This is a genomic window from Micromonospora tarensis, assembly GCF_016803395.1.
Classification (GTDB): domain Bacteria; phylum Actinomycetota; class Actinomycetes; order Mycobacteriales; family Micromonosporaceae; genus Micromonospora; species Micromonospora tarensis.
On the sequence record NZ_JAEVHL010000114.1, the window covers coordinates 1 to 20,022 of the forward strand.

Consider the following 20,022-nt stretch of genomic DNA (forward strand, 5'->3'; position numbering starts at 1 on the left):
CCCTTCGGTGTCGACCCGGCGGCGGGCCGGCCCTCGATCCAGCGGCAGCCCGGCGGCGGCCGGCCGCCAACGCGACCCCCGGCGGTCAGGGCTGTGCGCGGCCGTCGTGGGCGTTGCGGGCCAGCGGAACGACAAGCACGGCCTCGGTGCCGCCGTTGGCTCCGGCGCGCAACTCGATGGTGCCCCGCAACTCCCCGGTGACCAGGGCTCGGACGATCTGGAGGCCGAGCCGGCTGCCGCGTTCGGCGTCGAAGTCCGGTGGCAGGCCGCGTCCGTTGTCGGTCACCGAGACGTGCAGCATCTTGCGGAACCGGTGCGCCGAGACCACCACCTCGGGTCGTACCGACGGGTCGACCTCGGCGACGGCGACCGGCAGCATGCCCGAGGCGGCGGGCACCGGAGCCTCGTCCGCCTCCTCGGCCGGCGGGAACCCGTGCTCGACGGCGTTGAGCAGCAACTCGTTCAGGACCATCACCAGCGAGGTGGCGATCTCCGCGGGCAGCACGCCGAAGCTGCCCCGCCGCCGCATGCCGACGCTCACCTCGGTCACCGCGACCTCGGTCGCCGCGCTGGCCACCCGGTCGACGATGCCGTCGAACTCGACCGCCTCGTCGCTGGACATGGAGAGCGTCTCGTGCACCAGGGCGATCGAGGCGACCCGGCGGACCGACTCCTCCAGCGCGACCCGCGCCTCCGGCATGGCCACCCGCCGGGCCTGCAACCGCAGCAGCGCGGCAACGGTCTGGAGGTTGTTCTTCACCCGGTGGTGGATCTCCCGGATGGTGGCGTCCTTGGTGATCAACGCTCGATCCCGCCGACGGACCTCGGTGATGTCGCGGACCAGCACCAGCGCGCCGATCGGCACCCCGGCGGGCATCAGCGGCAGCGCCCGGGTGAGCATGGTGGCACCCCGGGCGTCGATCTCCCGCCGCGGCGGCGCCTCACCGCGCAACGCGGCCAGGATGCCGTTCGCCGCCTCGGTGCCGTCCAGCGGGTCACCGGCCAGCCGGCGATGCAGCGCGGCCAGGTCCTCGCCCACCAGGTGGGAGGCGTAACCCAGCCGGCGGTACGCGGACTGGGCGTTCGGGCTGGCGTAGGTGACCTTGCCACCGGCGTCCAGCCGGACCAGGCCGTCCCCGACCCGGGGCGCGGAGGTGGTCTCGCCCGGATGCCGGGGCGGCGGGAAGGTGCCGTCCGCGATCATCTGGGCCAGGTCGTCGGCCGTGGTCAGATAGTTCAGCTCAAGCTGGCTGGGGGTACGGGCGGTGGAGAGGTTGGTGTCCCGCCCCACCACGGCGATCACCTCGCCGGCCTCCCCCTCGGCGGTACGCAGCCGGACCGGGATCGCCTCGTGCCGGGCCGGCACGTCGCCGTACCAGACCGGGTCGCCCTCCCGCCAGATGCGGCCCTGGGAGTAGGCCACCTCGAGGTGGGCCACCTCCGACCCGCCGACGATCCGCCCCACCTGGTCGTCCTGGTACGCGGTGGGTGCGGTGGTCGGGCGGACCTGGGCGACGCAGAGGAACGTGCCGTCGGCGTCGACAGGCACCCAGAGCAGCAGGTCAGCGAAGGAGAGATCGGAGAGCAGCTGCCAGTCGCCGGCGATCCGGTGCAGGTGGTCGATGTCGGCCGGACGGAGGTGGGTGTGCTCCTCGGCGAGGTCGCGCAGCGTGGACACGGTGACCAGGGTGCCACGCCGTGCCTCACATCGTCGCGGTGACCTTCTTCAACCCGCGTGGCGCGTCCGGGTCCTCACCTCGGGTGAGCGCCAGGGCCAGCGCCAACCGCTGCAACGGGAGGATGTCCAGCAGGGGGGCGTACCGCTCGTCGACCTCGGGAACGGCCAGCCGGGTCGCGCCCGGCACGTCGGCGGAGCCGACCACCACGACGTCGGCCCGACGTTCGCCGAGGCGGGGCAGCACCTCACCCATCGAACGTCCACCCGGGCCGGAGCCGACCAGCGCGAGCACCGGGACCTCCGGGTCGGTCATCGCCAGCGGGCCGTGCAGCAGGTCGGCGCCGGAGAAGGCGAGCGCCGGCAGGTACGAGGTCTCCATCAGTTTCAGGGCGGCCTCGCGGGCGGTGGGGTAGGCGTACCCCCGGCCGGTGGTGACCAGCTGACGGGCGAACCGGTAGCGCGGGGCGAGCTGCGCCGGGGTGCCGTCGGTCAGCGTGCGGGCGGCCAACTCGGGAAGCGCGTCGAGCGCCTTGCGCTCGGTTGCCGGGAGCACGCCGTCGCCGGCCCGGATCCCCTCCACCAGCATCAGCAGGGCGAGCAGCTCGGCGGTGTACGTCTTGGTGGCGGCCACCGCCCGCTCGTGCCCGGCGGCGATGTCGACGCTCAGCTCAGCCACGTCGACCAGCGGCGAGTCGGGGGCGTTGGTCACCGCGAGGGTGAGCGCCCCGGACGCACGGGCCGCGCGCAGCACCTCGGCCAGGTCGGGCGAGCCACCGCTCTGGCTGACCCCGACGACAAGGGCGTCGGACAGGTCGGGGCGGGCTCCGAAGAGGGTGACCACGCTGGGCGAGGCGAGCCCGGCGGGCAGGCCGAGGCGGATCTCGGTCAGGTATGCCCCGTAGAGCGCCGCGTGGTCGGAGGTGCCCCGGGCGGTGAAGACGACGTGCCGTGGGCGGCGTTCGGCGATGACCGCCGCCACCCGGGCGATCTCGGCGGCGTTGTCGGCGGAGAGCAGGCGCGCGTAGCCAGCCGGCTGCTCGTCGATGTCGGCGGCCATCCCAGCCCCTGCGCGTGTCACGGACACTCCCCTCCTGCGCGATTGCCGCGCGATTCCTGCTCAGTCTTGCATTTTTGTACGCCATTCAGCAATCGAACGCGCAGGAGTGCGCAGAAGGTCACCTCATGATCTCAATATCAACTACGCTGGGCCCGCTGCACCCGGTCTAGCCCGTGACGAGAGGACGACGTGCCCGACGGAACAGACGACTCCGCGCTCTCCGCGACGGAGGAGCTGGCGCTGGCCCGGCTGGCACTCGACGAGGGCGATCTCCACCATGCCGCCGGCCACCTCGCCGGTGCCCTGGCGCGGGCCCCCACCCTCCCGGAGGTGCACGAGACGCTGGCCCGGCTGGCCGCGACGAACGGTGGCGGCCTCGACCTCTTCCCGATCAACCACCACACCTTCGTCGGCGCGGTCGTCGCCCGCGCCCATCTCCTCGCCACCGCCGGCCGCCCCGCCGAGGGGCTGGAGCTTCTCGCCGTGGCGACCGTGTACGCGCCCGGCACCCAGTGGGCCGGCGTGCCCTGGGTCACCGCTCCCGAGCTGGCCGAACGGCTCGATCCGGAGCACATCGCCCGCGTCCTCATGCAGGTCTGCGCCGCACTGCCCGACCCGGTGCCACGGGCCGGCCGGGCCGCCCTCACCCCGTACCTCACGCTCGCCCGCAACGCGGCCACCGTCCACCCCGAACACGGCCTCCTGCTGGGTGCGGCGTCCGCGCTGGCCCGGCGTCTCGGCGAGGTCGAGCTGGCGGTCCGCTGGGCCACCCGAGGGGTACGCGCGCAGCCCTCGAAGATGGGCCAGGTGTGGCTCGGTTACGCGTACCGCAGCTCGGGCCGGACCCGCGACGGCCTCGCGGCCCTCGGTCGGGCTGTCGAGCTGGACCCCGACGACCTGGCGATCTACGCGGACATCGCCGGCACCCTGGCCGAGATCGGCCGACTCGACGAGGCGCTGGAGTGGGCCGAGCGGGCGTTGGCGCGCGATCCGTCGTTCGACTGCGCGGTGCACACCGCCCACCGGGTGCGGCACCTGCGCGACGGCGACCTCGCCCACCTGGTCGCGCTCGCCGACTTCGTCCGGGACCACCCGGACGACAGCCACGAACACGGCGACCTGGCCCAGTGCTGCCGGGGTCGGCCCTGGCTGGGTCAACTGACCCCGGCCGGCGGCGCACTCGTCGACGCGATGCGTCAGTCGGTGGCCGACGACGACAACGGTCTCGGCAGCACCGTGCGGCTGCCCGCCGCCGCCCCACCGAGCGCGGTCGCGACGGCACTGGCCAGCACTCCCGGGCTGCGGATCGAGGTCGACGGGGCGCCGGAGCCGGACCCGCGCGAGCCGCGCCGGCCGTCCGCTCAGCGGTTGTGGCACTACGCCGGCGCGGTCCCGACGCCCGCACTGCCGGCACCCTCGGCCACCGCTGTCGAACGGGTCGGGCAGATCGCCCACCCGGCCTGGGCCCACCCACCGGCGGCGTACGACGCGGCGGTGGGCCTGGCCGGCCTCGACGTGGCCGACCTGCTCGGCCTGCTGGTGCACCCGCCGGCGGCGCCGGCCAACGCGGTGGGTCGGCTGTTGGCCGCCCACGACCCGTCGGTCTGGGTTCGTGGGGTGCAGGTCTGGGCGTGCCTGGGGCTGCTGCACCACCGCACCGACGAGCCGTGGGAGGGTTCGACCCGGCGTCGGGTGCTACTCGACCTGGTCTGGGGCGTGGAGGACTGGGTCACCGAGGCGGCGCTGTTCGCCCTGGTCACCGCCGCCTGGGTGGACCCTTCGGTGCGGCCGGACGTGGCGCGGGCGGTGGCCGAACGCCTCGCCGACGTGGCCGCCGTGGCGCGGACCCGACCGGTGCCGATCGCCGCCTCGCTGGCCCACCTGGCGCTCGCCACCCCGCAGCTGGACCCCACCAGCGCCGCCCTGGCCACCGCCCTGATCGACACCTACTCTCCCCGGGTTCCCCGCCCCCGCAACCCCCTCCGCCGCCTCTGGCAGCACCTGCGCAGAAGCGCGCCGCGCCGACCGTGACGGTCGGCGCGGCGCGGGAGAGGGTCGGATCAGGCGACCGGAGCCTTGCCGAGGGCGATTTCGGCCTCTTCCTCCGGGGTGGCCTGCCGCGGCGCGTCGTTCGCGGTGCGCAACGGGATCTCCTTGATGAACCAGGCCAGCACGGGGATCACGATGGTGAACAGCACCGCCCAGAGGAAGACGTGCGAGATCGCGTCGGCGAGACCACCGAGCACCGCCTCGCGCGCCTGGGCGGGCAGCTCCTTGAGCTTGGCCAGATCCATCCCGGCACCTGACTCGCCACCGCCGAAGGCCGCGCCGCCGGCGGAGTCGGCCAACCGGTTGGCGAAGATCGCGCCGAACAGCGAGATGCCGAACGAGCCGCCGATCGACCGGAAGAAGGTCGCCGCGCCACTGGCCGCACCGAGGTCCTTCTGCTCCACGCTGTTCTGCGCGATCAACATAGACGTCTGCATGAGGAAGCCCATGCCGACGCCGAGCACGACCATGTAGAGCGAGGACATCAGCTTGCTGGTGTCGGTGTCCAGCATGGACAGCAGTGCCATGCCCGCCGTCATCACCACGCCGCCGATGATCGGGTAGGCCCGGTACTTTCCGTTCCTGGTGATCGCCCGACCGATGGCCAGCGAGACGACGAGCATGCCGAACATCAGCGGCAGCAGCAGCAGGCCGCTGTTCGTCGCCGACGCCCCCTGCACGGTCTGCTGGTAGAGCGGCAGGAAGTTCATCGCGCCGAACATCGCGAAGCCGAGCATGAAGCCGATCACCGAGATCAGCGCGAAGTTGCGGTTGGCGAACAGCGCCAACGGCAGGATCGGCTCCGAAACGCGGCGTTCCACCAGGGCGAACGCCGCCAGCGCGAGCAGTGCCAACACCACCAGGCCGAGGATCTGCGGCGACGTCCAGTCGTACTCGTTGCCGCCCCAGGTGGTGATGAGCACGATCGCGGTGATGCCGACCGAGAGCAGCCCGGCGCCGAACCAGTCGATCCGGTGCTCGGTGCGGTACTTCGGCAGGTGCATGGTGGTGATCAGCACCAGCAGCGCGACCCCGCCGAGCGGCAGGTTGACGTAGAACGCCCAGCGCCAGGAGAGGTGGTCGGTGATGAAGCCGCCGACCAGCGGGCCAGCGACCATGGCGATGGCCATGATGCCGGCGATCATGCCCTGGTAGCGCCCGCGCTCGCGGGGCGGCACCAGGTCACCGATGATCGCCATCACGCCGACCATGAGGCCACCGGCGCCGAGGCCCTGCACGGCACGGAAGGCGATGAGCTGGACCATGCCGTCCTGCGGGCCGCCGAACATGCCCGAGCCGGCCATGCCGCAGAGGGCGGAGCCGACGAGGAAGATGATGACCGAGGTCAGGAAGACCGACTTGCGGCCGTAGAGGTCACCGAGCTTGCCCCAGATCGGGGTGGAGACGGTGGTGCCCAGGACGTACGCGGTGACCACCCAGGTGAAGTGGTTGAGGCCGCCGAACTCGCCGACGATCCGCGGTAGCGCGGTGCTGACGATCATGTTGTCGAGCATCGCGAGCATCATCGCGATCATCAGCCCGAACAGCACGACCCTGATGTTGTTGGGTCGCGTGCCGGCCTGGGTTGCCTGAGTCATGGGTAAGCTCCCCCCAAGGATTGCCATACTTACTTGCCGCCCGGCTAGTCACCTTACTAGCCGCACGGTAAGTTGGATAGCGAACGACGGTCAAGCCATTTGGGGGGCGTGCGTGAGGGAGAGCACAGGCGGGACGCGGGAACGGATCAAGGCCGTCGCGCTCGAGCTCTTCACCGAGCAGGGGTACGAGAAGACCTCGCTTCGGGAGATCGCCGAGCGGCTCAATGTCACGAAGGCCGCGCTCTACTACCACTTCAAGAGCAAGGACGACATCGTCGCCAGCTTCGTGGAGGACCGGCTGGAGCGGATGGACGCGCTGATCGCCTGGGCCGAGACGCAGCCCGCCACCACGGCCACCCGGCGCGAGCTGATCTCCCGGTACGCCGACACCATGTTCGGCGCCGAGCAGCCGTCGGTGATGCGCTTCTTCGAGCAGAACCAGACCGCGCTCAAGAGCCTCGCCGCCGGCCAGAAGATGCGCGGCCGGATGATGGAGCTGGCCAACGCGCTCTGCCGGGGCGACGACTCCCCCGCAGCCCAACTGCGCGCCGCGCTGTCGCTGTTCGCGGTGCACAGCAGCTGGTTCGCGGTCCGCACACCGCACATCAGCGACGACGAGCGCCGCAAGATCGCCCTGGAGGTGGCCGACGAGTTGCTGGCCGCCATCGCCACCGAACCCGACGCCTGACCCCGGCGGGCCGGGTCGACCGGGGGGCGGCACTCAGCCGCGGGTCAGCTCCAGCCGCAGGCCGAGCAGGTCCACCCCCGCCGCCGGCGACCAGTCCTTCTCCGGGGAGCGGACGAACCCGCGACGCGAGTAGAGCCGGTGCGCCGAATCGGCCATCCCGGCCCGGACGCAGATCACCACCGCCGAACAACCCAACTCGGTGGCCCGGTCGACACACGCCTCGACCAACGCCACACCGACACCCCGCCGCTGGGCGCCCGGGTCGACCGCGAGCATCCGGAACTCCGCCTCACCCGGCCCGGACAACTCGGCGTACGGGGTGCCGGGCAGCACGAAGGTCACCGAGCCGAGCACCGCTCCGGTCAGCTCGTCGACCGCTACCAGCACCTCGCCACTGGCGGCCCGGGTCGACACGTCGGCCAGCACCTCGCCGTACCCGTGTTCGCCCTTGAGCTGACCATCCGCCTCGTACGCCGCAACGGTGAGCCGGGCCACCGCCGGGAAGTCGGCCGGCTCGGCAGGACGGACCCGCAGTCCGGTCAAGCGATCACCGCGATCAGGTCGCCGTCCTGCACGACGTCACCCTCGTGCACCGCCAACTGCTGGAGCACACCGTCGGACTCGGCGACGACCGGGATCTCCATCTTCATCGACTCGAGGATCACCAGGGTGTCACCCTCGGCCACGGTGTCACCTGCCGTGGCGACGACCTTCCAGACGTTCGCCACCATCTCGGCGCGGATCTCCTCGGCCATGTCCGGGCCCTCCCTCTTCGCGATGTGCCTGCCGATGTATCCAATCATGCGTCGGGGGACGGCGGGCGCGCAGCGGCACGGCCGGGAAGGCCAGCCCGCCCTGCGGGAGGCGGCGGGTGTCGACGGCACTACCATCAGCGGGTCGGACCGACGCCGGACGGCCGTTGGGTGCACCCGCGCCGAGGTCGTGCGCAGGACGGATCCGACCATCACGAGGAGGTCAGCATGGCGAAGAAGGCTCGGAAGAAGAAGGCTCGTAAGAAGAGCGCCGCGAACCACGGCAAGCGTCCCAACTCCTGAACGCGTCGACGGGCCGGCGGCCCGTCACCGCTCAGCTCGACCCGGCCGACGCCGGGCACACCGGTGGCCCGGGTCGATATCGACCCGGGCCACCGGTTCTGGTTCGTCAGACGCGCCGACGCTCAGTCGGCCAACTCGCGGGACTCGCTGGTCTCGAAGACCACCAACTCGGTGAGCTTGACCCGCAGCCGCTCGCGCAGTTGGTCCGGTGCGGTCTCGTTGCCGCAGCAACGCGCCACCAGCGCCCGCACCTCCTGCTCGAGCCCGTACTCGCGCAGGCAGGGCCCGCACTCGTCCAGGTGGTCCCGGATCAACGAGCGACGCTCGTCGGCGCACTCCAGATCCAGGTAGAGATACACCTCCGCGAGCACCTCGCGGCAGTCCGTCTCGTGCGGCTCCCCACAGCTCACGTCACACCTCCCGACCGGCAGCGGCGGCAGTCGAGCCGTTCGAGGAGCGGGCGGCACTGAAGCCCCGCTCACCGGCGTACTGCTCGAGCAGCTTGCGCAGATTACGACGGCCCCGGTGCAGGCGCGACATCACGGTGCCGATCGGCGTGCCCATGATGTCCGCGACCTCCTTGTAGGAGAAGCCCTCGACATCGGTGAGGTAGACGGCCAGCCGGAACTCCTCCGGCAACTGCTGGAGAGCCTCCTTGACGTCACTGTCCGGCAGCCGGTCCAGTGCCTCCGTCTCGGCGGAGCGCAACCCACTGGAGGTGTGCGACTCGGCCTCGGCGAGCTGCCAGTCGGTGATCTCCTCGGTCGGCGCCTGGATCGGCTGGCGCTGCCGCTTGCGGTAGGAGTTGATGTAGGTGTTGGTCAGGATCCGGTAGAGCCAGGCCTTCAGATTCGTGCCCTGCTCGAACTGGTGGAAGGCCGCGTACGCCTTCAGGTAGGTCTCCTGGACCAGATCCTCGGCATCCGCCGGGTTGCGCGTCATCCGCAGCCCAGCAGCGTAGAGCTGATCGACGAATGGCATCGCGTCCCGTTCGAACCGGGCCCTGCGCTCGTCCGTCTTCTCGGTGGTCAACCGCACATCCCCTCGCGTCGGATGCTTTCCCGCCGAGGATACGCGCACAGACCTGGCCGCAGATTCACTTTCGGCCGGTGTGCCCGTGCTCACCGCGCCCACCCCGCCCGGACCCGCCGGCACGGGCCACTCCGGACCATCCAGCAGCCGCTTCAGCTGCCGGGCGTCCCGTTCGTCCCGTTGCAGGCTTCGTGTCTCGGTTGGCACCGGTCACCCCCTCGCAGAAAAGTCGTCCGGGGGTAGTAACGCGAGATGACCACTGGGGCATTCCGGCCCGACCCTCCCCGTTCCTGGTCCCGGCCCCGACGGCGGCCGGCGCTGGGACCAGGAAGGGCCTGGGAGGACTGGTGCCAGCGGTCCGGATCGGGCCGACGGCACCATCGGATGCAACGACCCGTGCCCGGCACCGGAAACGGTCGCTCGGGCGAGCCGGCCCGGGCGGTCAGTCGGCCGCCCAGCCCTGGGCCGACAGCCAGTCCCGGACGGCCGCCGCGGTGCCGGCCGGATCTCTGCGCAGGTCGTGCGTCTCACCCGGACGGGTCACCACCCGCACGGCCGGCCCCGGCTCGGGCGTCCCGAACGGGTCTCGATCGCCGTTGACCACAAGCGTCGGCAGGCCGGTGCCCAGTTCGGCGGCCCGGGAGCGTTCCGGCCGCCCGGGTGGGTGCAGCGGAAAGGCCAACGCGACCACCCCGACCGCGCCCACCGCGCGAGCCGTCCGGCAGGCCACCCGGGCACCACTGGACCGACCACCGACCACCATCGTCGGCACGTCGGCGTGCCGGCCGCGCAGCACGGCGAGCACCGCCGTCCAGGCCTCGTCGAGGTGACCGGCCGGTGCCGGCGCACGCCGACCGGCGACCCGATAGGGCTGGGTCACCCGGACCACCGCCAGGCCGGCCGCGATCGCGGCGTCCCGGACCGCCAGCAGGTCGGGGGCGTCGACGCTGCCGCCCGCACCGTGCCCGAGCACGAGCAGCGCGGTGGCCGCACGGGCCGGCAGGTCGGTGTCGATCCGCGCCACGCCGCGCGGGGTGTCGATCTCGTCGTTGGGTGGCACCGACCCATTCTGCGCCGCCGGGCCGCGCGGGTGCGAACCCGCCGCCGGTCAGCTCAGCGGGACCAGGGCGAGCAGGCGATCCCGTACCGGCGGGCCGGCGTCGTCGATGGCGTCCAGGTCCGGCTCGACCTCGCCACGCCAGGCGACCAGCATCGCCCGCCGTTCGCGCGGCGTGGTTGCGCCCCACACGCCGTGGCAGTCACCGACGTCGAGAGCCCAGGCCAGACAGGACCCCTGCACGTCACAGCTGCGGCACAGCGCGACGGCGGCGTCCGCCGGCTCGTTCGGTGCTGGAAAGAATGTCTCCGGATCGACGCTCTGACAGGTGCCTCTGGTGCGCCATGCGTCGTCCTGTCGCCGTTCCCGCACGGCCCGCAGCAGTCGCGGATCGCGCCGCGCCGCTGCCACCTCGTGCGGGCGCGGCATCCGTGCCCGTGTCATCCACCCACCTCCCCCGTGGGACCGGCAAGATCGATGGATGTCGTCCGCCCCGTGCGAATCGACAGCCACTACCGGCGCTGTGTTGTATCGCACTTCACAACACCGGGACAAGGGTCTGCCGGGAACATGACTGAACACTCAGGCGACGAATCGCGCGGAACCCTCGCAAATCGGCGCCTGACTATGCGGTCAGCTTCAGAACAGGGTCAAATCCTGCGGTGCCACCGCTGGCGGCTCCGCCACCCGGGCGGTCAGCTGTGGCCCGTCGTTGCGGACGTCCCCCACCGCCGCGCCCACCGGGCGGATCTCCAAACCCGCCAGCTGCTCCGCCGACGCCGGGACCAGCAGCCGCTCCGGCTCGTCGGTCGGCGCCAGCCACGACGACCAACGCTCCGGTGGCAGCAGCACCGGCATCCGGTCGTGCACCTCACCCAGGTCGCCGAGCGCCGCGGTGGTCAGCACGCTGAAGGTGAGCCGACTGTCGGCGCCGGACTTCCAGGCCGACCAGATGCCGGCCAGGGCGAGCACCGAGCCGTCGCGCGGAGTCATGAAGTACGCCTGCCGGCCGCCGTCCGGCCGGCGAACCCACTCGTACCAGCCGTCGGCCGGGACCAGGCAGCGGCGACGCGCGAACGACCCGGCGTACGCCCGGCTGGTGGCCACCGTCTCCGCTCGCGCGTTGATCATCCGAGCCGCGCCGACGGCGGACCGGGACCAGTGCGGCAGCAGCCCCCAGCGACCCACCGCGAGGCTGCGCTGCCCCTCCGCGCTGACCCGGACCAGCGGCACCGGGTCGGTCGGCGCGACGTTGTGATCCGGTCGGACCGCACCGTCGGTGTCGTCGGACGACTCGAACAGCGCGCTCAGCTCGCCGGAGCTTCGGGTCGTCGCGTACCTGCCGCACATGGGGCACACGCTAACGCGTCGGAGGCGCTGTCGGCTGTCCCGCCAACCGGGAGTACGAGCACCGGGCAGCGCCGCCGGTCAGCCGACGCGGCAGAATGTAACCGTGGGGAATCTGACCGCGACCCGGCCGCCGCAGCCGTGGACCGCACCGACCGCATCCGATCCGGTGGCGGCGACGCTGCGCCTGCCCGGTTCCAAGTCGATGACCGCGCGCGCCCTGGTGCTCAGCGCGCTGGCCGCCGGCCCGTCGACGCTGGCCAGGCCACTGCGCGCCCGCGACACCGAGTTGATGGCCGCGGGCCTGCGCGGGATGGGCGCGCACGTGTCGATCAGCGACGACGAGCGCTGGCTGGTCCGGCCGCACCCGCTGGTCGGTCCCGCGCACGTCGACGTCGGGCTGGCCGGCACGGTGATGCGGTTCGTGCCGCCGGTGGCGGGCCTGGCCGACGGGCAGGTCACCTTCGACGGCGACCCGTACGTCCGCACCCGACCGCTCGGCCCGCTCGTCGACGCACTGCGCTCGCTGGGCGTGCGGATCGACGTCACCGGCACGGGCAGCCTCCCGCTGACCGTGCTCGGCACCGGCCGGGTCAGCGGGGGCGAGGTGGTGATCGACGCGTCCGCCTCCAGCCAGCTCGTCTCCGGGCTGCTGTTGGCCGCCCCGCGCTTCGACCGGGGCGTCGTGGTGCGTCACGTCGGCCCACCGGTGCCCTCCGCGCCGCACCTTCGGATGACAGTGCAGATGCTGCGGGCCGCCGGCGCGGCGGTCGACGACAGCACCCCCGACGTCTGGGCCGTCGAGCCCGGCCCGCTCACCGGGCGCGGCTGGGAGATCGAGCCAGACCTCTCCGGCGCCGTGCCGTTCTTCGCCGCCGCCCTGGTCACCGGCGGCGAGGTGACCTTGCAGGGTTGGCCGCACAGCAGCGCCCAGCCGGTCGAGCAACTCCGCTCGCTGCTACAGCGGATGGGCGGCGAGGTCACCCTCTCCACCAACGGGCTGACCGTGCGGGGCACCGGCGTGGTGCACGGTCTGACCGCCGACCTGTCCGACGTCGGCGAGCTGACCCTCGTGCTGACCGCGCTGGCCATGCTGGCCGACTCGCCGTCGGTCTTCACCGGCGTCGGGCACATCCGTGGCCACGAGACCGACCGGCTCGCCGCGCTCGCGCGGGAGTTCGGCGGGCTCGGGGCGGACATCACCGAGACACCGGACGGGTTGGAGATCCGGCCCCGGCCGCTGCGCGGCGGGGTCTTCCGCACCTACCACGACCACCGGATGGCGCACGCCGCCGCGGTGGCCGGGCTCGCCGTTCCGGGCATCGAGGTGGACGACGTGGGGTGTACCTCCAAGACCATGCCCGAGTTCCCGGCACTATGGTCAGCGATGGTGACCGGCAAGAGCTGACGCGAGAAGAGGACAGGTCCTGGCGACCAGACGACGGGAGTACGACGAGGACGACGTACGGGTCCGGCCCGGAAAGTCGTCGCGTCCGCGTACGCGCACCCGCCCGCAGCACGCCGACGCCGTCGACGGGTTCGTCATCGCCGTCGACCGTGGGCGCTACACCTGTGTGCTGTCCGGGGCCGAGCGCGGCGTGGTCGGTGCCGAGCTGCCCACTGTCACCGCGATGCGGGCCCGCGAGCTGGGCCGCAAGTCGGTGGTGGTCGGTGACCGGGTCAGCCTGGTCGGCGACACGTCCGGCGCGGAGGGCGCTCTGGCCCGGATCGTCCGGATCGCCGAGCGTCGCTCGGTGCTGCGTCGTACCGCCGACGACGACGAGACCACCGCCGAGGGTCGGCTGGAGCGGGTGGTGGTGGCGAACGCCGACCAGCTGGTGATCGTCAGCGCGTTGGCCGATCCGCCGCCGCGCACCGGGTTCATCGACCGTTGCCTGGTGGCCGCGTACGACGCGGACGTCGAGCCGCTGCTCTGCCTCACCAAGGCCGACCTGGCCGGGCCGGAGGAGGTGCTGGGCTACTACACCGAGCTGGAGCTGCCGTACGTGCTCAACCGCCCCGACTCCGACCTCGACGCGCTCCGCGCGCTGCTCAGCGGCAAGGTGTCGGTACTGGTCGGGCACTCCGGGGTGGGTAAGTCGACGTTGGTCAACCGCCTTGTTCCGGACGCGCTGCGGGCGGTCGGCGTGGTGAGCGCGATCGGCCGGGGTCGGCACACCTCGACCAGTGCGGTGGCACTGCGACTGCCACCGGTGCCCGGGGTCGACACCGACCCGGGATGGATCATCGACACCCCCGGGATCCGCAGCTTCGGGCTGGCGCACGTGTCGGCCGACAGTCTGCTGCACGGCTTTCCGGACCTGGTCGAGGGCACCGTCGACTGCCCGCCGAACTGCCCGCACACCGCCGACGAGGCCGACTGTGGGCTGGACGCCTGGGTGGCCGCCGGCAAGGCCGACCCGCGCCGGCTGGCCTCGTACCGTCGGTTGCTCGCCTCCCGGGCCGGCGAGGGTGACGCGCGCGGCGAGGGCGACCAGCGCGGGCCCGGCGAGGGTGACCGGCGCGGGCCCGACGAGTGAGCGGACCGGCGTCGGCTAGGTTGCCGGCATGACCCGGTACGCCGACGACCTCGCCCTCGCCCACCTGCTCGCCGACCGGGCCGACGCCATCGCCACGGCCCGGTTCCGCGCGCTCGACCTGCGCGTCGAGGCCAAGCCCGACCTGACCCCGGTGTCCGATGCGGACACCGCCGTGGAGCGGGAGATCCGCGCCCTGCTGGCCGAGCGCCGGCCGACGGACGGGCTGCTCGGTGAGGAGTACGGCGCGCAGCCGTCGGCCGACCCGGACGGCCGGCGGTGGATCATCGACCCGATCGACGGCACCAAGAACTTCGTCCGCGGGGTGCCGGTCTGGGCCACCCTGATCGCGCTCTACGACGGCGACCGACCGGCGGTCGGCGTGGTGTCCGCCCCGGCGCTGGGCCGGCGTTGGTGGGCGAGCGCGGGCGCGGGCGCGTACGCAGGGTCGGGCTCGACCGACGGCGAGCGGATCGGCGTGTCAGCGGTTGGCCGGGTGGCGGACGCCAGCGTCTGCTACTCCTCGCTGACCGGGTGGGAGCGCGCCGGGCGGCTCGACGCGATGCTCGACCTGATGCGCGACGGTTGGCGCAGCCGGGCGTACGGCGACTTCTACGGCTACATGCTGTTGGCCGAGGGGGCACTGGACGTGATGGTCGAGCCGGAGCTGTCACTGTGGGACGTGGCGGCCCTGGTACCGATCATCACCGAGGCGGGTGGCACGGTCACGGATCTGCACGGTCAACCGGCGCCAACCGGCGAGCCGGGCACCGACAGCAGCGTGGTGGCCACCAACGGTGCGCTGCACCGCGACATCCTCACCCGGCTCAATCAACCAGCCGAGCGCTGACCCCCGGCAACCTCTATCCTCGCCAGGTGGTGTCCTCCGGTTGGTGCTTCCTCGCGGCGATGATCGTCGCGTACGGCTTCGCCAACCTGCTCCAGTCGGTGGCCGCCGCCCGCACCACTGTGCACCACACCTTCGATCCGGGTCTGCTGCTGCGCCTCGCCGGGCACCGGACGTACCTGGTCGGCCTCGGCTGCCAGATCGGCGGCTTCGTGCTCGCGTTCCTGGCCCGGCGGGACCTGCCGCTCTTCCTCGTGCAGGCCAGCGTGGCCGCCGGGCTCGGGGTGACCGCCATCCTCGGCGTGCTGGTGCTGAAGTGGCGACTTCCGGCGGCGGAGGTGGCGCTGCTGGGCCTGCTCTTCGCCGGGATCACCGCGCTGGTGCTGTCCGCCCGGCCAGCGCCGTCGAAGCAGCTCGGCACCGCGGGCTCGATCGCCCTGCTGGTGGCGCTCGGCGTGATCGCGGTGCTCGGCTTCTTCGCCGTCCGGCTGCACGGGGCACCCGGTTCGGTGGCCCTCGGCTCACTGGCCGGGCTGGCGTTCAGCTCGGCCGCGGTCGCCGCCCGGCCACTGGCGTCCGCACCGTCCGCCGAGGCGTTCCTCGCCGACCCGCTGTTCTACCTGCTGATCGCTCATTCGATCGTCGGGCAGCTGCTGCTCGGCCTGGCCATGCAACGCGGCTCGACGACCGCCGCGGTCGCCGCGATGGACGCCGCCGGTGCGGTGCCCGCCGCGATCGTCGGTCTGCTGCTGCTCAACGACAAGATCTGGCCGGGGCGGGAGTGGCTGGCCGCGGTCGGCTTCCTGGTCACCCTGGCCGCGGTGATCGGGCTGACCCGGTACGCCGAACCGCAGCAGCACCGCTCGGTGGCACGCCACCGGGACCGGGCCAGGTCGGTGCCGGCCGGCCCGGCTGACCGGCCGGCGCCGCCTCAGGCCTCGACCGGCTTGCGGCGGCTCACCACCCGCTCGTAGAGGCGCTCCAACGCACCGGCGGTGCGCTCCCAGGTGTAACTGCTGCGCACCCGGTCCACCGCGGCGTGCCCGTACGCGAACCGACCGGCGTTGTCGGCGAGCACCCGGCGCAGCGAGACGCCGAGTGCGCGCACGTCACCGGGGGGCACCAGGCGACCGGTCACCTCGTCGACGACGGCGTCCGCCAGGCCGCCCATCGCGTAGCCGATCACCGGCACCCCACAGGCCATCGCCTCCAGCGAGACCCGCCCGGCCGAGGAGTAGTGCGGGGTGCAGGCGACCACGTCCGCCGACCGGTACCAGGTGGCCATCTGATCGTGCGGCACCGCCCCGACGAGCCGCACCTGATCGGCGACGCCGACCTGCTCGGCGAGTTCGCGTAGCCGGCGCGCCTCGGCGTGGTTGGCCAGTTGGCCGGTCGGCGGACCACCGGCGATCACCAGCTCGGCGTCTCCGACCAGCCGCATCGCCCGGATCAGGTCCTCCTGGCCGTGCCCGGCCGCGAGTGAGCCCACCGAGAGGATGCGGGCCCGCTGTTCGCGCGGTGCCGCCTCGCCATCCGGATGGAACTGTTCGATGTCGACGCCGGCCGGCACCAGCGCGACCGAGCTGCGTTGCAGACCCATCCGGGTCAGCTCGTCGACCTCGTCGTTCGACTGGGCGACGGCGATGTCCACCGCCCGGGTCAACGCCCGCTCCAGGGTGATCCGCTCCCCCGGGCCGTCGTAGTGGCCGCCGAGGTGACGCAGTTGCTCGATGCCGAGCGAGTGGAACGTCTGCACCACCGGGATGTCGGTCTCCCGTACCGCGTGCGCGGCAGCCAGGCCACCGACCCAGTAGTGCCCGTGCACCACCTCGGGCCGCCAGGCACCCGACCACTCGTCAGCCAACCAGCGGCCGACCTCGGTCACGTACGGAATCAGCCCCGCGGTGGGCAGTGGAGTGGGCGGGCCGGCGGGCACCCGGTACACCTCGTAGCCGTCGATGGTCGTGGTCGGTGGCAGCCCCGGGTCGTCCCGGCGCTCGTAGAGCCGTACGTCGTGGCCTCGGTCGGCCAACTCGGCGGCGACCCGGGCGATGTGCTGTCGGGTGCCGACCGGTGGGCCGTCGGCGTGGCGGTACGAACTGGCGTGCGCGCAGACGAGGCCGACGCGCATGGGTCACCTCCCTGCGATCTTTCCTCGGCGGTGGTCCTCCCGGTCAGAGCGTCCCATTAACCCCGTGGGCGGGAGCCGAAACCTGGCAGATCAGGAAGAGTCACCGCGAGTGCCGCCGACCCTTGCGCCACAGCAATCACGCCGGCCACACGACCCGGGCATTCCGCGATGATCGACAAGCGTCAGGTGGTATGACCAGGCCCGACCGGGGGTACCGCTCAGGAATGCCGCTGACCCGCAGCCTCGACGATTCGACCGTGGTGATCACCGGCGCGTCCAGCGGGATCGGCATCGCGACCGCGTACGCGTTGGCCCGCCGGGGTGCCGCCGTCGTGCTGGCGGCGCGCACCGAACCGGCCCTGGAACAGGTCGCACAACGCTGCCAGAAGTTGGGCGGCCGGGCGCTTGTCGTGCCGACCGACGTGACCGACCTGGAGTCGGTGCGCCAGCTGGCCGAGCAGGCGGCGGCCGAGTTCGGCCGGATCGACGCCTGGGTGAACAACGCCGCGGTGAGCGCGGTGGGCCTGTTCGACGAGATCCCGGTCGCCGAGTTCCGCCGGGTGCTGGAGGTCAACCTGCTCGGGACGGTCTACGGCATCAAGGCCGCCCTGCCCTATCTCGACGCGGCCGGTGGCGGTGTGCTGGTCAACAACGCCTCGGTGCTCGCCGAGGTGGCGATGCCTTACCAGTCCGCGTACAACGCCGCCAAGCACGGCATCCGTGGGCTCGCCGACACGGTCCGACAGGAGCTGCGGGTCACCGGCCGCGGCCAGATCTCGGTCTGCACCGTCCTGCCGGCCAGCATCGACACCCCGTTCTTCCGGCACACGGCGAACCACAGCGGCCGGGAGCTGGTGCCACCGCCGCCGATCTACCCGCCGGACATCGTCGCCGAGACCATCGTGCGGCTGCTGCGCCGCCCCCGCCGGGAGGCGTACGCCGGCGGCGCGGCCCGGCTGCTCGGCCTGCAGTGGCGACTGGCGCCCGCGCTGGTGGAACGCATCCTCGGCTGGTACGCCCACCGCACCCAGTTCGGTCCGGGCGCCCGGGTGGACAGCAGCGGCAACGTGTTCCACGCCGACGCCCAGGCCCGCCCCGACGGCCGCTGGCACGGTCGGCGGCGACAGCTGGTGCGGATGACCGCCGCGTTCGGTCTGGCCGCCGCCGGCACCGCGGTCGGCACCGTGGCGGTCATCAACCGCCGATCCCGACCGGGCCGCTGATGACCGGTGCCGAACGCCCGGATGCGTCGACCGTCACCGACGCGCACAATGGGGCGATCATGGGCCGGTGTCTGATGGAGACCGACGAGTCGTCGGCGGTGGTCCGGTTGACCGGTGTGCTCGACGCCGCCGGCGCCGAGGCGGTACGCGGGGCGCTACTCGCCCGACTCGGTGACCGGCCCGGTCCGGTGGTGGCCGACGTGACCGCTCTGCGGATCGTCGACGTCGCTGGGCGGGGCGTCTTCGCCGAGGTGCGCCGGGAGGTCGCCAACTGGCCCGCGGCGGACCTGCTGCTCTCTGACCGGACCATCGACGGTCCTGGCCACGCCCCGTCGACCGGCGAGCCGGCCCCGCCGACCATGGTGGCCGGCGTGCCGGTCTGGCCGACCGTGGACGCTGCGCTGGCCGCGGTCGCGGCGGCGCCGCTGGCGGCGGTGCTCACCGCCGAACTGGCTCCGACGCTGGGGGCCGCCCGGCAGGCGCGCGAACTGGTCGCCACCGGTTGCGAACGTTGGGGCCTGGCGACGCTCACCGACCCGGCGACCATCGCGGTCACCGAGATGGTCAACAATGTGGTGGCGCACGCCCGGACCCCGATGACGGTGCGGCTGGCTCCCCGCGAGAGCATGCTGCACCTGGCGGTGCGCGACCACTCCCCCCGGCAGCCGGCGTTCGCCGGGATGTCCCCGCCGACCCGGGTCGGTGGCCGGGGCCTGCTGCTGATCGCCTCGGTGACCCGCCGCTGGGGCAGCACCGCCGTACCGGGCGGCAAGGTCGTCTGGTGCGTGCTGCACCCGGACGACGAGACCGGTGCGCTCGGCTGACGGGTTTCCGTGTCCGGTTGCCGTTTTCCGACCGCACGGGTGGCGGTGCTCCGGTTATGGCGAGAGGTCAGCGGGTAGTGATCAGACATGCGCGACAACGAGTACCCGACCCCCGTGTCCGACACCGAGGCGCAGGGGCTGCCCGACACCGCCGATGACGACTCGACCGCCAACGACGACGTGCTCACCGGACGCGAGGCGGACGGCCCGGACCCGGCCCAACTGCCCGGCGACCGGACGCCGGTGGCGGTGGACCGGTTCGGGACGACCGCCGAGGAGCAGCTCGACGGTGAGTCGTTGGATTACAAGCTCGACCGCGAGGTCTACGAGCGCCCGGCGGACGACCCGCTGGCCGGGACGATCGACCCGAAGATCGCCTTCGAGGCGGACAACCTGGAGGCCGCGGCCGAGGCCCAGCTGGACGCCGACGTGATGGATCCCGGACCCACCTCGGACCCGAACTCGCCGGTCTCCCTCTACGACCACGGTCAGCTCGGCACGGTGGCCGACGCCACTGTGGGCCGGCTGGTGGAGCCGGACGAGGGGTCGCACACCGACCAGGAGACCGACTCGGTGGCCTACGACGCCGGATCGGCCGGTGGCGGGGCGACCGCCGAGGAGTTGGCCATCCACGAGACGGAGCCGCCGCGCTCGGTCTGACCCGGGTCAGTCGTCCAGGCCGCGTTCGATGGCGTACCGGGTCAGCTCGACCCGGTTGTGCAGTTGCAGTTTGCCCAGGGTGTTCTGCACGTGGTTCTGCACCGTGCGGTGCGACAGCCCGAGCCGCGCCGCGATCTGCTTGTACGACATCCCCTTCGCCACCAGCCGCAGCACCTCCGTCTCCCGTTCGGTGAGTTGGGGCGCGGCCGCCTCGGCGCCGCCGGCCGGCCCGCTCCCCC

General features: G+C 72.7%; 21 protein-coding genes and 1 pseudogene. 10 read left to right on the plus strand and 12 right to left on the minus strand.

Features of this window, described 5'->3' with window-relative positions; translation table 11 throughout:
* Positions 1–85: 85 nt before the first annotated feature.
* Positions 86–1,678 carry a PAS domain-containing sensor histidine kinase gene (locus JM949_RS20775; protein WP_203150056.1) on the minus strand — a complete coding sequence of 531 codons (1,593 nt, stop codon included), beginning with the start codon at positions 1,676–1,678 and terminating at the stop codon, positions 86–88.
* Between the two features lie 25 nt (positions 1,679–1,703).
* Positions 1,704–2,735 carry an SIS domain-containing protein gene (locus JM949_RS20780; protein WP_203150072.1) on the minus strand — a complete coding sequence of 344 codons (1,032 nt, stop codon included), beginning with the start codon at positions 2,733–2,735 and terminating at the stop codon, positions 1,704–1,706.
* A 189-nt stretch (positions 2,736–2,924) separates the two neighbouring features.
* On the opposite strand from JM949_RS20780, the gene JM949_RS20785 reads away from it, so the two are divergent.
* On the plus strand, positions 2,925–4,766 hold the full coding sequence (locus JM949_RS20785) for a tetratricopeptide repeat protein (RefSeq protein WP_203150057.1): 1,842 nt from the start codon (positions 2,925–2,927) through the stop codon (positions 4,764–4,766).
* Between the two features lie 29 nt (positions 4,767–4,795).
* Here JM949_RS20785 and JM949_RS20790 read toward each other — a convergent pair whose 3' ends face one another.
* The gene (locus tag JM949_RS20790; RefSeq protein ID WP_203150058.1) at positions 4,796–6,382 is read right to left on the minus strand and encodes an MDR family MFS transporter; all 1,587 of its coding nucleotides are present in this window, start codon (positions 6,380–6,382) and stop codon (positions 4,796–4,798) included.
* Positions 6,383–6,494: 112 nt separating this feature from the next.
* Here JM949_RS20790 and JM949_RS20795 point away from each other — a divergent pair.
* A pseudogene (locus JM949_RS20795) lies at positions 6,495–7,203 on the plus strand (TetR/AcrR family transcriptional regulator).
* On the opposite strand, the gene JM949_RS20800 reads toward JM949_RS20795, so the two are convergent.
* Together JM949_RS20800 and JM949_RS20805 are read right to left on the minus strand one after the other, a co-directional pair.
* Entirely contained in the window at positions 7,104–7,613 is a 510-nt protein-coding gene (locus tag JM949_RS20800) for a GNAT family N-acetyltransferase (protein ID WP_203150060.1), read from the minus strand. The pseudogene JM949_RS20795 and the gene JM949_RS20800 sit on opposite strands and share 100 nt — an antisense overlap.
* Complete coding sequence (locus tag JM949_RS20805; RefSeq protein ID WP_036412357.1) at positions 7,610–7,825, minus strand: biotin/lipoyl-binding carrier protein; 216 nt, start codon at positions 7,823–7,825, stop codon at positions 7,610–7,612. Before JM949_RS20805 ends, JM949_RS20800 begins: the two co-directional genes overlap by 4 nt.
* A gap of 225 nt (positions 7,826–8,050) precedes the next feature.
* On the opposite strand from JM949_RS20805, the gene JM949_RS39860 reads away from it, so the two are divergent.
* The gene (locus JM949_RS39860) at positions 8,051–8,125 is read left to right on the plus strand and encodes a 50S ribosomal protein bL37 (protein WP_370461611.1); all 75 of its coding nucleotides are present in this window, start codon (positions 8,051–8,053) and stop codon (positions 8,123–8,125) included.
* A 122-nt stretch (positions 8,126–8,247) separates the two neighbouring features.
* Here JM949_RS39860 and rsrA read toward each other — a convergent pair whose 3' ends face one another.
* The 5 genes from rsrA to JM949_RS20830 all read right to left on the minus strand — a co-directional run bounded on the left by rsrA (position 8,248) and on the right by JM949_RS20830 (position 11,564).
* Positions 8,248–8,535: a mycothiol system anti-sigma-R factor gene (gene rsrA / locus JM949_RS20810; RefSeq protein ID WP_203150061.1), complete on the minus strand. Its 288-nt coding sequence runs from the start codon at positions 8,533–8,535 to the stop codon at positions 8,248–8,250.
* Position 8,536: 1 nt separating this feature from the next.
* Positions 8,537–9,364: a sigma-70 family RNA polymerase sigma factor gene (locus JM949_RS20815; protein ID WP_203150062.1), complete on the minus strand. Its 828-nt coding sequence runs from the start codon at positions 9,362–9,364 to the stop codon at positions 8,537–8,539.
* 235 nt (positions 9,365–9,599) lie between these two features.
* Positions 9,600–10,217, minus strand: a complete 618-nt coding sequence (locus JM949_RS20820) for an alpha/beta hydrolase family protein (RefSeq protein ID WP_203150063.1) — start codon at positions 10,215–10,217, stop codon at positions 9,600–9,602.
* A gap of 48 nt (positions 10,218–10,265) precedes the next feature.
* The gene (locus tag JM949_RS20825) at positions 10,266–10,658 is read right to left on the minus strand and encodes a WhiB family transcriptional regulator (RefSeq protein ID WP_203150064.1); all 393 of its coding nucleotides are present in this window, start codon (positions 10,656–10,658) and stop codon (positions 10,266–10,268) included.
* Positions 10,659–10,853: 195 nt separating this feature from the next.
* Positions 10,854–11,564 carry an SOS response-associated peptidase gene (locus tag JM949_RS20830; RefSeq protein ID WP_203150065.1) on the minus strand — a complete coding sequence of 237 codons (711 nt, stop codon included), beginning with the start codon at positions 11,562–11,564 and terminating at the stop codon, positions 10,854–10,856.
* 103 nt (positions 11,565–11,667) lie between these two features.
* Here JM949_RS20830 and aroA point away from each other — a divergent pair, with 103 nt between their 5' ends.
* From aroA to JM949_RS20850, 4 genes are all read left to right on the plus strand, one after another.
* On the plus strand, positions 11,668–12,969 hold the full coding sequence (gene aroA, locus JM949_RS20835; RefSeq protein WP_203150066.1) for a 3-phosphoshikimate 1-carboxyvinyltransferase: 1,302 nt from the start codon (positions 11,668–11,670) through the stop codon (positions 12,967–12,969).
* A 136-nt stretch (positions 12,970–13,105) separates the two neighbouring features.
* Positions 13,106–14,101, plus strand: coding sequence for a ribosome small subunit-dependent GTPase A (gene rsgA, locus JM949_RS20840; RefSeq protein ID WP_203150073.1), 996 nt, complete (start codon positions 13,106–13,108; stop codon positions 14,099–14,101).
* Between the two features lie 28 nt (positions 14,102–14,129).
* Positions 14,130–14,948: a histidinol-phosphatase gene (hisN, locus tag JM949_RS20845; RefSeq protein ID WP_203150067.1), complete on the plus strand. Its 819-nt coding sequence runs from the start codon at positions 14,130–14,132 to the stop codon at positions 14,946–14,948.
* Positions 14,949–15,007: 59 nt separating this feature from the next.
* The gene (locus tag JM949_RS20850) at positions 15,008–15,919 is read left to right on the plus strand and encodes a hypothetical protein (RefSeq protein ID WP_203150074.1); all 912 of its coding nucleotides are present in this window, start codon (positions 15,008–15,010) and stop codon (positions 15,917–15,919) included.
* On the opposite strand, the gene JM949_RS20855 is transcribed toward JM949_RS20850, so the two are convergent.
* Complete coding sequence (locus tag JM949_RS20855) at positions 15,877–17,076, minus strand: glycosyltransferase (RefSeq protein WP_203150068.1); 1,200 nt, start codon at positions 17,074–17,076, stop codon at positions 15,877–15,879. The genes JM949_RS20850 and JM949_RS20855 overlap by 43 nt on opposite strands.
* 224 nt (positions 17,077–17,300) lie before the next feature.
* Between JM949_RS20855 and JM949_RS20860 the strand changes: the two genes are divergently transcribed.
* The 3 genes from JM949_RS20860 to JM949_RS20870 all read left to right on the plus strand — a co-directional run bounded on the left by JM949_RS20860 (position 17,301) and on the right by JM949_RS20870 (position 19,783).
* A complete protein-coding gene (locus tag JM949_RS20860; protein WP_203150069.1) occupies positions 17,301–18,299 on the plus strand; it encodes an SDR family oxidoreductase in 999 nt (332 codons plus the stop codon).
* Positions 18,299–19,123: an ATP-binding protein gene (locus JM949_RS20865; RefSeq protein WP_203150070.1), complete on the plus strand. Its 825-nt coding sequence runs from the start codon at positions 18,299–18,301 to the stop codon at positions 19,121–19,123. The genes JM949_RS20860 and JM949_RS20865 overlap by 1 nt, the downstream gene beginning before the upstream one ends.
* Positions 19,124–19,210: 87 nt before the next feature.
* Positions 19,211–19,783, plus strand: coding sequence for a DUF5709 domain-containing protein (locus tag JM949_RS20870; RefSeq protein WP_112583682.1), 573 nt, complete (start codon positions 19,211–19,213; stop codon positions 19,781–19,783).
* Positions 19,784–19,789: 6 nt separating this feature from the next.
* Here JM949_RS20870 and JM949_RS20875 read toward each other — a convergent pair.
* Positions 19,790–20,022, minus strand: a 233-nt coding sequence (locus JM949_RS20875; RefSeq protein ID WP_203150071.1) for a response regulator transcription factor, incomplete at its 5' end; no start/stop codon positions are given.